The sequence below is a fragment of the Bradyrhizobium jicamae genome (genome assembly GCF_018130695.1).
Classification (GTDB): Bacteria; Pseudomonadota; Alphaproteobacteria; order Rhizobiales; family Xanthobacteraceae; genus Bradyrhizobium; species Bradyrhizobium jicamae_B.
Genome location: NZ_JAFCJX010000010.1, coordinates 18,489 through 30,629, shown reverse-complemented (window position 1 = coordinate 30,629; position 12,141 = coordinate 18,489). Strand labels below are relative to the sequence as shown.

Genomic DNA, 12,141 nt, shown 5'->3' with positions numbered 1-12,141 from the left:
GCGGGAGATACTTACGCGGAAGACACGTCAGCGGAAGACGCATCACCTCTTCCAGGAGTTCAGTTCGGAAAGCTTTAATCAATTCGGACGAGCATCGAGAGCAGCAGGTGTAACATGCGCAATCACGATCTGGTTTCCGACGGCTTCCTGACCCTCACCGCAGCCAGCCTGGTGCTGCTGTGCTCCAGCCTTCTGGCGTTCGCCTTCGCCTGATCGGCATCTCCCGCGCGCGCCGGTCAGCGGAAGCCTTTCAGGCCGCGGTTGCCCCTGCCAGATCGGAGCCTACTTCACGGCGACAAGCTTGAAGACAAACTTCAAGAACATTGTTCCGCTGCTGACTTCACCACCCGACTTGCGCATGCCGGCAGCCGACACGATTTCAAGTTCATCGATTTTCAGCTCGCGAACATCCTTCGAAACATTCTTAAGCATTGCGTTCTCCCGCTGTTTGCTTTCGTAGGCGTCGGCTGCGTCTCCTCGGCGAACAGACCCGGTCTTGCGAGACCAGGCTGCTGAATTCCGCAGGTTTACGCCGGCTTGTAGGGCGAGTAGCTGACGGCCGTGCCTTCCTTGCCACCGCACGAGATGGTGTCGACGTGGATCGTGCCGAAGACGCCCAGATTGATATCGGTGACGCTGGTGACCCTGCAGCCGAAGATGTTGGCCGCGCCGCCGCTGATGGCATCGAGGGTGAGATCGGACAATTCCTGGGTGTTCATGTGTGCTCCCTTGGTGAAGGTGTAAGGGCCGTTCTCTCGACCCACGGCCGTTGTGTCACGCGCCAAGGGCGAACGATGTGATGGGGCGCACACACGAAGGCGGCTGCACGCCGTTTTCGGAAGGAACGCCCGTCAGGCCTCGGAACCGCGAGCTTGCCCGAAAACGAAAAGCCCGGCCGCTGTCTGGCCGGGCTCTCTCGCAAACCTGAACGCATTACGTGCTGAAAAGTGTGCAGGTATCCTCCGCCTACTTTCGCGCGTTTCAAACAGGATTCCGCACCGTAAGATTGCGGAGACCCCACAGGTGAGCGCAGGTGTGCACGATTGGGAGCGCTGTTGGACGACAGCCACGCGTCGACATGCGCCGCTGTTTCTGCCTGCTGCGCCTTGCGTTCCCTGACTCCATGTCAATTTCGGAAGTCAAGTTCCCGTGACGGGCGTGCCGGCGGTGCGAGGCCGGCTATCGCGTCCTTAGGCTGTTGAGCCCCTCTTCGATAATTCGCAAATCATCTTGAACATGACTTAGAGCGGGACGCTGATCGAGGGAGGTCGAGGATCGAAGGCTTTCAAGCAAAGTGCGCCGAAAATCTCTCATACTCTCAAGCGCTCGCCGGTTGTTCGAGCGCACATGCACCGATACGAGTGCTTCAACGGCAGACGGCATTGTCAAACCTATGAAATATAAACACAAATATAGGCCACCCGATCTCTGATATTGCGTCCCCACTTGGTTTTTGTGCGATCGAGCGTGGCGCCCGGTGCCCGATCTGCAACCGAACGCTTGAAGGCTATACGTCGCGTCTGCCGCTTGGGTTTCAGACCTTCGACAGGAACGGGTGGCGCTCGTCCATGCGCAACGAATACCGCCGCACCCGGGCAATCCCCGCATGCGTCACCGTCACCGAGACCGGCCGCATCGATCCCTCGAGGATCGGCCCGAGCCTGCCGTCGAGCCCCCCTGCAGGTGCTGACCGATCGCCGCCGGCACGATGCGCATCGGGTCCGAATGGGGTCCAAGTTCGCGTTGCGTTCATTCCGGCCCTAGGCTAAGTGCCTGTTCCTGTCGATCCGGAAGGGTGGCCGAGTGGTTTAAGGCACCGGTCTTGAAAACCGGCGTGCCCGCAAGGGTACCGTGGGTTCGAATCCCACCCCTTCCGCCACGCTTCTGTGGCCCTGCTTCACCAAAAACACTCACGTGCAACGGCTCACGCCCGCAACGCGGTCCCGAGGCCACCAAACCACGCGCCGAAATAGCCGGCATAGAGCGGCGGCATCTCCAGGTTCATCGAGTGGCCGACGCCCGGCACGACCACGAGCCGGCAGTCCGGCATCGCGGCTGCCATGGTTCGCAGGTCGGCCGGGGCGATCCAGCCGTCGCCCTCGCCCCAGACCACGAGGTGCGGATGCTGGATTTCGGGCATGCGCCGCTCGAGCTCACGGCTCTCCCGCTCCTGCGTCAGGTTGACGGGCGTCCCGATCCAGATGCCTTCGGAGACACTGGCGGTCTGCTCCAGGATGCGCTCGAACAAGGCCTGGATCGCATCCAGTCCATCGCGGAATCGCGGCACGGCGTTCGGCACCATGCTCTCCGGCAGGAAGAGCGACGATGCCGCCGTCGCCATCACGGTGCGCGTCAGCTCGCGGCTCGCCATCATCGCGCGGAACAGCCCGATCTGTTCCTGGTTGAAGGCAAGGCCGAGCGGCGTCACCGGATCGAGCGCAAACACGCGGCCGAACCGCTCCGGCTGCATCAGCAGCATGCGCGCCGCGATGATGCCGCCGGTGGAATGCGTGGCCAGATGGCAGAACGGGATTTGCAGCGCATCCAGCGCCGCCAGCATGTCCTGGGCATGCTGCTGCATCGTATAGTTGGCATAGCCGAGCGCCGCAGGCGGACGGTCGCTGTCCCCACAGCCGCGCCAATCGATCCCGATGACCCGCAGCCCGCTCGGAAACAGGGGCGCAGCGAGCTCGATCCAGTCCTTGCTGGCGAGATTGCCGTGGATGAAGACGACGATGGTGTCGCCGTCTCCCCACTCCCGCCAGCCAAGGCTGACGTCTCCTGCACGCACCCTGGGCATGTCAACCTGCCGGTCGATGTTGAGCTCTCACGATCTGGAAACCTCTCGCTTCCAGTTCGCGCATGATCGTCTTGGTCAAGTGCGTGCACTCCTCGGGCATGATCCAGTCGGGTCCGCGCCAATCTGAATCGCCCTCCTTGGGATAGGCGACGAATGCCGAACGAATGGCCGCTTCGATGGCATTTGCAGGATCGTCTGGCATGGGCGGCTGCTTCCCGCTGGTGAGGCGCCAACTTCGCAAATGACGCTGCGGACGAACGGCGGTACCACCGTCGTTCGTCCGCTGCAGGCGTCATCCCTTGATACGCAACTCTACTTGTTCAATCCCGCCGTCGGATTCGGTCCGGGAGGCGTCGGCGCCACACCCACGGTCGAAACCACGCCGCTGAAGAGGCGGTCGGTCGCGAGCGGCGAGCTGGTGTCGAGATCGCCGGTCACCACGAAGTCGGTCACGTCAGCCGGAAACTGCACGGGGTTGTCGGTGTGGATGAAGTGGCCGGTATCCGGATAGATCTTCAGGATCGGCCGGTTGTTGGCCTGCGTCATCCGCGTCATGAACGGCGTGATGATGTCGCGCCCGAGGTCCTTCAGCCCGTTGAACGGCGTGCCGGGAATGAAGGGCTCCTTGTCGCCGAATGCCAGGAAGATCGGCGCCTTGATGTCGGTCAGCTGCCGATAGAGGTTCTTCGGATCATCCTGCTGCAGCTCCGACACCATGCCGTAGATGTCGAGAATGTACACGTTGGCCCATTGCTCGAGCTCTTTCGGATTGCCCTTGGTCAGGCCGACGCGCTGCTCGGTGTGGAAGCGGGCGTACTCGCTGTCATTCATGAAGTAGCCGCTCTTGCTGCGCCCGACCGCGCCGGTGACGGGATCGCGCTTCTTGAAGTAGAAGAACTCGCGGATGTTCTGCTCGGGACGTGCGATTTCATTCGCCAGCACCTGGGTTGGTCCCCAGACTTCCTTCCACTTCTCGAAATTGCGTTCGAGCGAGGCGTCGAACAGCTTTGCCGTCTTGCCCGGCCCGATCGTGACTTCGCGCGGATATTCCTCGAGGCCCGCCGGCGCTTCGAGGACCAGGCTCTTCACCGCGTCGGGATAGGACAGCGCGTAGCCGAGGATCAGCTGACCACCCAGCGAATGGCCGAGATAGCTCGCCTGCTTGACCTTGAGCTGCTTGACGACGAGGTCATAGACCACATCGCGCATGTCCTGCATGGTCCGCGCCGGGGTCTTGTCGAGATTGCCCGGACCGGACATGCCGTAGTGCGGCAGGTCGGGCGCGATCACGCGCAGTCCGCTGCGCAACGCGTACTGCATGATGTTGCCATAGTGGCCGGCAAACGCACCCTTGCCGTGGATGATGACGAGCACCTTCGGATCCTTGTCGGTGCCGTTGTACTCATCCATGTAGCCGATCTGCCAGCTCAGCCCACTCTTGTCCTTGGCATTGGCGTACTTCACCGGATAGGGATAGGTGACGTAGTCCTTCCAGAACGACTTCTTCGGGTCGATGTCGGACGCCACGCCCGGCGTACGGAAATTCTTGTCGACGAACTTCTGTGCCTTGTCGAGGCTCGCGACATCATCCATGAACGACACGAACTTCGGATCGTTCTTGTGACCGTTGATGATCGAGAACACGCCGTAATGCGCGACCGGGCTCTCCTCGGCGATCAGCTCGGCGCCTGGCACTTTCTCGACCGCCTTCTCCGCCAGGCTGTAGTTGAGCCACAGGTCGTTCTTGATGTGCATCACCAGCGTGCGTGACTGAATGCGGCCGAGATCATTGTTGATATTGTGGGTCTCGCCAACGCGGTTGCGCCAGACCAGATCGACGGCGTCATACAGTTTGGAGCGGTTGATGACGTTCAGTCCGGCCTTCTCGTTCGGCGGATCCCAATAGAAGATTTCGGGCTGCACCGCGGTGAAAGCCTGCGTGGTCCGGAAGCCGAAATCGTAGCCCGTCAGGCCAAGCACCGACCAGCCGAACGCCATGCCCATCAGCGGGTGCTTTTCCTTGGGCAGCTTGTAGTAATCGCCCTTGGTCTGCTGCCAGACCGGATCGGACTCGATCGCCGCCGTCATCAGCTGGAAGGTCCAGTTGCCGACGGGATCGCCGGCATCCGACTGAGTCGTGCCGCCAATCGGCATGATGGCGCTGACATATTCCGGATGCATCACGCCCCAGACGTAAGTCTGCGTGCCGCCCATCGAGACGCCGGCCGCGAGGGCGACCCGCGCGACCTTCAGATGATCGCGCAGCATGCGGTAGTTGGCCTGCACCATGTCGAAATAGCTGTATTGCGGGAATTTGATCCCAAGCCCATCCGACGGCTTGCTGGCGCCCCAGGTGCCGAGCGGGTCGACCATCACGACATAGTAGCGGTCGGTATCGATCGGACGGCCCGGCCCGATGATCGGCGTGGTGCCGGAGAGCGCAGCGCCCTTCACCCACTGCTCGTACATGTCCGTGGAGTCGCCGGAATAGTAGGAGTTGATCACGACAGCGTTGGTGATCTCGCCCGCGGTGTTGCGTCGCGGCGTGCCGACCGCGATATAGGCGGTGCGCAGCTTGCCGCCGCCGAGCGATTCAAGGGTGACACCACCCTCGCCGCCATTCTCCCATTTCTCGGGATTGGCCAGGTCATACTTTCCGCCGAGCTTGAAGTCGGCGATCTCGTAATACTTCTTGAGGCCGTCATGCTTCTCCTGCGACGAGCGCCGCGTAAACGGCTGGGCCGTCGCGAACGATGCGCTGACGACGAGCAGCAGCAGACCAATGAAAAGCCGCTTCATGGAAAGCCTCCCTGACCAGATCTTGGGGAATGTTTCCGCTCGCCGCGCGCAGGCGATGTTGACTTAAGTCAAGGGAGCCGCCGGCGCTGCATCCCAACTTCACCGATGAGAGCATCGAGCACGTGAAGCGAATGCCGTTCCTGTCGCATGGCTCACACCGCATCCGTTATGAGCTGGACGGCCCGCGGGACGCGCCGGCCTATGTGCTCGTTAACGGGCTCACGCAATATTCGGAGCTCTGGGCGGCCTATCGCGACGCGTTGACGGCCAGGGGATTCCGTGTCGCCACCTTCGATCTGCTCGGCCAGGGCGCCTCGGCCAAGCCGGAATTGTTCATCAGCCAGGATGATCAGGTCGAGTCGCTCAGGCTTTTGATCGACGAGATCGGACATGGCCCGATCTTCCTTGGCGGCATCAGCTTTGGTGCCCTGATCGCACTGCGATATGCAATCGCGCATGGCGACCGGCTGTCGGGCCTGGTGCCGATGAGCGCCTTCGCCGAACTGTCGCCTCAACTCGCGCTGCTCGGCAATGCGCTGCGCACCGGGCTGATCCTGGGCGGCACCAGCTATCTGCAGGATCTGCTGCTGCCGATGAACCTCTCCGACTCATGGCTCAAGCCGCTGCTCGGCAAGCTCGATGCGGTGAAGCGGCAAGGCTGGCTGGTCAACGACGTCTATGCGCTGCAAAATCTGATGGAGTCCTTCCTCGACTTCCAGCCGCTGACGCCGCAATTGTCTCAAATCAAGACGCCGACGATGATCCTCAACGGCGAATTCGATTTCCTGACGCCGCGTGCGCTCCACGAAACCCTGCGCGTGCAGATCGCCGACAGCGCGCTCGTCATCATCCCGAACGCCTATCACGCCTTTACGCTGGAGAAGGCCGCGCTGACCGCCGACCTGCTGGCGCGTTTCGCCGAAGACGTTCTCGCCGTTCGCTGGCGAGGCAACCGGGCGGTCCTGATCGCGCCCGACGAGCCCGGCGGCGACATCATGCCGTTTCCGGCCGGCTTCGATCATCTGCGCGCCATCCCCGTGCCGAGGGCTGCGCCATGAGCCAGTTCCTCGGCCCGCTCGATTCCACCGGCCGCGTGCCGCCGCTGCAGCAAACCCGTGTCGCGTCGTTCCTGACGTCGCTTCACGGCGCGCTGGCCCGGCAGCTCGCCGTCGCCCTGCCCCGCCAGTTCAACGCCGGCTGGCAGACCGAATTGAACGCACAGCTTCATCGCGAGATCGAGATCGTCTCCCTGCTGATGCGCGCGACCTCCTGGGTGCCGGATCTCATGCTGACCTATCAGGCACTGAGCTGGGAAACAGCCTGGCTGCCAAAACCGACCTCCGGCGTCGCCGATCAGCGATTGGCGACCACCATCGATATCGCAGCCCTCGGTCACGCCGCCCATGGCGCGATCCGGCCGGCCGCTCTCCTCCCCGTCGAGGCATCGGCTGAGGATCCCTTCGTCGTGGCCTTGCGCCGGATCGAATTCGAAAGCAGCCGCCTGATCCAGGCGCAGATCCATTTCCTGAAAGGCGACAACCTCAAACCGTTCCGCGATGCCGTCAGCGCGGCCGTCAATGACCGGCATGAGCAGGTGCGGACATTGTGGGCAGACCTGCTTGGAACCCTCGGTATCCAACGCGGCGCGGACAACGAATGACGGAGGCTTGACCCAGATCAACATTGCCGTCCGGCCGCACGACAGAGTTCGCCAAGTCGCGTGATCAAATCGCCTGATCAAGCCCGATCGATTGCCGGAGCCCGCTCATGAAGGCCGTTTCCGCCGAAGAAGCTGTCGCGATGATCCCCAACGGCGCGCGTATCATGGTCGGCGGCTTCATGGGCGTCGGCACGCCGGAACGCCTGCTCGACGAACTGGTCCGGCAGAAGAAGTCGAACCTCGCGCTGATCAGCAATGATGCGGCTACGCCCGGCAAAGGTGTCGGCAAACTGTTCGAGGGTGAGCAGGTGTCGAGCATGATCGGTACCCATATCGGGCTCAATCCAAAGGCCCAGCAGCAGATGCTGGGCAAGCAGATCACGGTCGACCTGATCCCCCAGGGCACCTTCGTCGAGCGCATCCGCGCCGGCGGCTGCGGCCTCGGCGGCGTCCTGACACCGACCGGCGTCGGCACCCTCGTCGAGGAAGGCAAGCAGAAGATCGAGGTCGACGGCAAGCCGTACCTGCTGGAGACCGCGCTGCGCGCCGACTTCGCGCTGGTGCATGCGTTCCTGGCCGACTACGCCGGCAACCTGTCTTATGCGCTGACGGCTCGGAATTTCAATCCGGTGATGGCGATGGCGGCCGACACGGTGATCGTCACCGCCGAACACATCGTCCCGGTCGGCGTCATCGCGCCCGACCACGTCGTCACGCCGGGACCGCTGGTCGACTATCTCGTCGCGAACGGGTGACCCATGGATGCACAAACCATCATCGCCCGGCGCGTCGCGAAGGAATTGCGCTCCGGCAATCTCGTCAATCTCGGCATCGGCATTCCGACGCTGGTCGCGAATTACGTCCCTGCCGGACTCAACGTTTTCTTCCAGTCGGAGAACGGCCTGATCGGCACCGGTCCCATTCCCGAACAGGGCATGGCGCATCCACTGCTGACCGATGCCGGCGGCAAGCCGATCAGCGCACTGCCGGGCGCGGCCACCTTCGACAGCGCGATGTCGTTCGGCCTGATCCGCGGCGGCCATGTCGACATCACCGTGCTCGGCGGGTTGCAGGTCGATGGCGGCGGCCACCTCTCCAACTGGATGATCCCCGGCAAGATGGTGCCGGGCATGGGCGGCGCGATGGATCTCGTCAGCGGCGCCAAGCGCGTGATCGTGGCCATGCAGCATGCGGCCAAAGGCAAGTCGAAGATCGTCACGAAGTGCAACCTGCCCCTGACCTCGGCACGCCCGGTCGATCTGGTGGTGACTGACATGGCGGTGATCGCTTTCCCCGGCGGCAAGGCGACCCTTCTGGAAACGGCACCGGGTCTGACAGTCGCCCAGGTGCTGGCGGTGACCGAGGCCGAACTCGTCATTCCCGACGCGGTTCCCGAAATGGCGCTCTGACGAAAGCGAGTCGATGACATGAAGATCTTCAACGGATTTGACGAGCTCAAGGCGGCAGTCGGCACCGAAGTTGGCGTCAGCGAGTGGATCGAGATCACCCAGGAGCGCATCAACAAGTTCGCCGATGCCACCTGCGACGAGCAGTGGATCCATGTCGACCAGGAGCGCGCGAAGGCGGAAATGCCCGGCGGCAAGACCATCGCCCATGGCCTGTTGTCGCTGAGCCTGACGCCGATGTTCATCCGCTCGGTGATGGGCCTGAAGGGCCTGAAGAACACGCTCAACTACGGCGCCGACCGGATCCGCTATCTGTCGCCGGTTCCCGCCGGCTCAAGGCTGCGCGGCAAGGTCAGCATCGCGGAGGCGGAAGACGTGCCGCCGAACGGACTGCGGGTGCACTACCGTGTCGTGATCGAGATCGACGGCGGCACCCGCCCCGCCTGTGTCGCCGAGGTCATCGGCCTGCACTACAGCTGAGACCGCGGCTCAATCGATGATGTGGTAGCCGCCATCGATGTAGAGCACGCTGCCCGTGATCAGCTTGGCCCCATCGAGCGCGAGAAACGCCGTGGCTTTGCCGACATCGTCGATGCTGACGAGGCTGCGCGTCGGCGCCTGCGACTGCGCCTTGTCCATCAGCTCATCGAACTCGGGAATGCCCGACGCCGCACGCGTCGCCAGCGGCCCCGGCGAAATGGCGTGAACGCGGATTCCTTTCGGCCCGAGCTCGGCCGCGATGTAGCGCACCGCAGCCTCGAGCGCTGCCTTCGCCACGCCCATGACATTGTAGTTCTTCACCACCATCTGGCTGCCGTAATAGGTCATCGTGAACATCGTGCCGCCGTTCTTCATCAGCGGTTCGGCCAGATGCGCCATCCGCATGAACGACCAGCAGGACACCTCCATGGTCTTCTGGAAGCCCTCACGGTCGACATCGACGACCCGGCCATGCAGCGCGCCCTTCGGCGAGAACGCGATCGAATGCAGCAGGAAATCGAGCTGGCCCCACTCCTTCTCGATCCGCTCGAACACCTTCTCGGTCTCACCCTCGACCATCACGTCGAGCGGCAGGAAGAGCGGCGATTCCAGCGCCTTGGCCAGCGGCTCGACATGCTTCCTGGCCTTCTCGTTCAGATAGGTGACGGCGAGATCGGCGCCGAGCGCCCGAAACGCCTTGGCACAGCCCCAGGCGATCGATTGGTCGTTGGCGATGCCGACGATCAATCCCTTCTTGCCCTTCAGCGCGACCTTGGTCTCGGGAAAAACCGGGATGTTCATGACACTCTCTCGCGTTTGGAGTTGGGCGATGGCCGGTTCACGAGCAGCGTCAGCGTATGCTGCGCGATCATCAGCTCTTCATCGGTCGGCACGACGTAGACGGGAATACGGCTGTCGGGCCGGGAGATCCGGGTCGAATGCCGCGCGTTCTCAGCCGGATCGAGCACGATGCCGAGCCAGGCGAGCCGCTCGGCGATGCGGGCGCGGATCGAAACGGAATTCTCGCCGATCCCGGCGGTGAAAACGAAACCGTCGAGGCCTTCGAGCGCGGCGGCCAGCATGCCGGCGTTGAGACCGATGCGGTAGACGAAATAGTCGATCGCAAACGCCGCACGCGGGTCGGCGCTGGTCTCGAGCTCGCGCATGTCGTTGCTGACGCCGGACAGGCCCTTCAGGCCACAGTCGCGGTAGAGGAAGTCCTGCACCTTGGACGCGGACATCCCCTTCTCGGTGATCAGGTGGAGGACAACGCCCGGATCGATCTGGCCGGGCCGCGTGCCCATCGCAAGGCCGTCGAGCGCGGTAAATCCCATCGTGCTCTCGACGCTCTTGCCTGCGCGCATCGCGCACATCGAGGCGCCGCTGCCGAGATGGGCCACGATGACCCGCCCGACCGCGACCTCCGGCGCCACCTGCGGCAGCCGCTTGGATACGTATTCGTAGGACAGGCCGTGGAAGCCGTAACGCCTGATGCCCTCAGCGTGGAGCTGATGCGGAATGGCGTAGTGGTCCGCCAACGGATCATGCTCGCGGTGAAATGCGGTGTCGAAGCAGGCGACCTGCGGCAGCTTCGGAAAGTTGGTCAGCAGCGATTTGATCGGTGCCAGATTGTGCGGCTGGTGCAGCGGCGCCAGCGGCGCGTAGCGCTCCAGCCGCGTCACGACCATGGGGTCGATCAGCACCGGGCGTGCATGATCCGGCCCGCCATGCACGACGCGGTGGCCGACCGCGATCGGGTTGATGTTGAGCTCGTCCCTCAGCCAGCCGCCGGCGACGGACATCGCCGCAGGAACATCGGCGACCGCCTCGATCGGATAGGCGCGGTCGGCGAGCGTTTCGCCATTGGGGCCGCTGGCGCGCAAGCGCGGCCGGCTGCCGATCCCGTCCATCTGGCCTTTCAATTGGCGACGCAACACCCCCTCGCCTTGCACGGCGAAGACCTGGAACTTGACGCTGGACGAGCCGGCATTGACGACGAGGATCGTATCCATGGCAATCACGCGGCGGCGATGGGCGCACTGCGGCGCCTTGCATCGGCATAGAGGGCAGCAACCGCGGCCGACGCCATCCGCGACCGCGCGGAGTCGGCCCGCGATGTCAGCACGACCGGAACCCGCGCGCCGAGCACGATGCCGGCGCCGTCGGCCTTGGCGAAATAGGCCAGATTCTTGGCCAGCATGTTGCCGGACTCCAGATCGGGCACGACCAGGATCTGCGCTTTGCCCGCGACTTCCGACCTGATGCCCTTGATCCGCGCGGCTTCGATATCGATGGCATTGTCGAAGGCAAGCGGCCCGTCCAATAGCGCACCGGTGATCTGCTTGCGGTCAGCCATCTTGCAGAGCGCGGCCGCCTCGATTGTCGAAGGGATCTTCGACGTCACGGTTTCGACCGCCGACAGGATCGCCACCCGCGGCGTGGTGCCGAAGCCCGCCTGATTGAAGAGGTCGACGGCGTTCTGGATGATGTCGCGCTTGGCGTCGAGGTCCGGAAAGATGTTGATGGCGGCATCGGTGACGAACACCGTCTCGGTGTAGGCCGGCACGTCCATCACGAAGACATGGCTGACGCGCCGGTTTGTCCGCAAGCCGCCGTCCTTGGCCGTCACGGCGCGCATGATTTCGTCGGTGTGCAGGCTTCCCTTCATCAGGACCTGGCCCTTGCCTTCATGAATCAGCTGGACGCCTTTGGCTGCCGCGGCGGCCTCCGTCGGCGGCGTGTCGATGATCTCGTAACCGGAGATATCGAGATCGTGCTTGGCGGCTGCATCCCTGATCCGCGCGGCCGGGCCGACGAGGATCGCCTTGATGATGCCGGCCTCTGCGGAATCGAGCGCACCGCGCAGCGAGCTCTCGTCGCAGGGATGCACGACGATGGTGGAGACCGAAGGCACACCTTTCGCCGATTTGATCAGGCGATCGTACTTTGCGCCGGGTTGATTTGTTCCGGTTGCCACGACATCCATTGTTCCGCTC

14 protein-coding genes and 1 tRNA gene are annotated in these 12,141 nt (G+C 63.4%); 6 read left to right on the top strand and 9 right to left on the bottom strand.

The annotated features are described in order from the left end of the window. Nucleotides 1-282: 282 nt before the first annotated feature. The 3 genes from JQ604_RS16015 to JQ604_RS16005 all read right to left on the bottom strand — a co-directional run bounded on the left by JQ604_RS16015 (nucleotide 283) and on the right by JQ604_RS16005 (nucleotide 1,753). Nucleotides 283-432, bottom strand: coding sequence for a hypothetical protein (locus JQ604_RS16015; protein ID WP_212358381.1), 150 nt, complete (start codon nucleotides 430-432; stop codon nucleotides 283-285). Between the two features lie 95 nt (nucleotides 433-527). Continuing rightward, entirely contained in the window at nucleotides 528-719 is a 192-nt protein-coding gene (locus JQ604_RS16010; protein WP_212358380.1) for a hypothetical protein, read from the bottom strand. A gap of 815 nt (nucleotides 720-1,534) precedes the next feature. After that, complete coding sequence (locus tag JQ604_RS16005; protein ID WP_212358379.1) at nucleotides 1,535-1,753, bottom strand: hypothetical protein; 219 nt, start codon at nucleotides 1,751-1,753, stop codon at nucleotides 1,535-1,537. A 36-nt stretch (nucleotides 1,754-1,789) separates the two neighbouring features. Here JQ604_RS16005 and JQ604_RS16000 point away from each other — a divergent pair. Beyond that, nucleotides 1,790-1,879, top strand: a tRNA-Ser gene (locus tag JQ604_RS16000). A gap of 45 nt (nucleotides 1,880-1,924) precedes the next feature. On the opposite strand, the gene JQ604_RS15995 is transcribed toward JQ604_RS16000, so the two are convergent. From JQ604_RS15995 to JQ604_RS15985, 3 genes are all read right to left on the bottom strand, one after another. After that, nucleotides 1,925-2,800, bottom strand: a complete 876-nt coding sequence (locus JQ604_RS15995; protein WP_212358378.1) for an alpha/beta fold hydrolase — start codon at nucleotides 2,798-2,800, stop codon at nucleotides 1,925-1,927. Nucleotide 2,801: 1 nt separating this feature from the next. Next, entirely contained in the window at nucleotides 2,802-3,002 is a 201-nt protein-coding gene (locus JQ604_RS15990) for a hypothetical protein (RefSeq protein WP_212358377.1), read from the bottom strand. A 110-nt stretch (nucleotides 3,003-3,112) separates the two neighbouring features. After that, entirely contained in the window at nucleotides 3,113-5,599 is a 2,487-nt protein-coding gene (locus JQ604_RS15985) for an alpha/beta hydrolase (protein WP_212358376.1), read from the bottom strand. 131 nt (nucleotides 5,600-5,730) lie between these two features. On the opposite strand from JQ604_RS15985, the gene JQ604_RS15980 reads away from it, so the two are divergent. The 5 genes from JQ604_RS15980 (at nucleotide 5,731) to JQ604_RS15960 (ending at nucleotide 9,145) form a co-directional block, all read left to right on the top strand. Continuing rightward, on the top strand, nucleotides 5,731-6,657 hold the full coding sequence (locus JQ604_RS15980; RefSeq protein ID WP_212358638.1) for an alpha/beta fold hydrolase: 927 nt from the start codon (nucleotides 5,731-5,733) through the stop codon (nucleotides 6,655-6,657). Continuing rightward, nucleotides 6,654-7,259 (top strand): hypothetical protein, encoded by a 606-nt coding sequence (locus JQ604_RS15975; RefSeq protein ID WP_212358375.1) that lies wholly within the window; start codon nucleotides 6,654-6,656, stop codon nucleotides 7,257-7,259. Before JQ604_RS15980 ends, JQ604_RS15975 begins: the two co-directional genes overlap by 4 nt. A 107-nt stretch (nucleotides 7,260-7,366) precedes the next feature. Next, on the top strand, nucleotides 7,367-8,014 hold the full coding sequence (locus tag JQ604_RS15970) for a CoA transferase subunit A (RefSeq protein WP_212358374.1): 648 nt from the start codon (nucleotides 7,367-7,369) through the stop codon (nucleotides 8,012-8,014). A gap of 3 nt (nucleotides 8,015-8,017) precedes the next feature. Continuing rightward, on the top strand, nucleotides 8,018-8,668 hold the full coding sequence (locus JQ604_RS15965) for a 3-oxoacid CoA-transferase subunit B (protein ID WP_212358373.1): 651 nt from the start codon (nucleotides 8,018-8,020) through the stop codon (nucleotides 8,666-8,668). 18 nt (nucleotides 8,669-8,686) lie between these two features. Continuing rightward, nucleotides 8,687-9,145, top strand: coding sequence for a MaoC family dehydratase (locus JQ604_RS15960; protein ID WP_212358372.1), 459 nt, complete (start codon nucleotides 8,687-8,689; stop codon nucleotides 9,143-9,145). 9 nt (nucleotides 9,146-9,154) lie between these two features. Here the strand turns inward: JQ604_RS15960 and fabI are convergent, their stop codons facing one another. Genes fabI through JQ604_RS15945 form a run of 3 tightly spaced genes read right to left on the bottom strand, consistent with a single transcriptional unit; the run spans nucleotide 9,155 to nucleotide 12,131 of the window. Beyond that, nucleotides 9,155-9,946 (bottom strand): enoyl-ACP reductase FabI, encoded by a 792-nt coding sequence (gene fabI, locus JQ604_RS15955; protein ID WP_212358371.1) that lies wholly within the window; start codon nucleotides 9,944-9,946, stop codon nucleotides 9,155-9,157. Further along, nucleotides 9,943-11,157, bottom strand: coding sequence for an acetate/propionate family kinase (locus tag JQ604_RS15950; protein WP_212358370.1), 1,215 nt, complete (start codon nucleotides 11,155-11,157; stop codon nucleotides 9,943-9,945). Before JQ604_RS15950 ends, fabI begins: the two co-directional genes overlap by 4 nt. Nucleotides 11,158-11,162: 5 nt before the next feature. Then, a complete protein-coding gene (locus tag JQ604_RS15945) occupies nucleotides 11,163-12,131 on the bottom strand; it encodes a phosphate acetyltransferase (RefSeq protein ID WP_212358369.1) in 969 nt (322 codons plus the stop codon). Nucleotides 12,132-12,141: the final 10 nt, after the last annotated feature.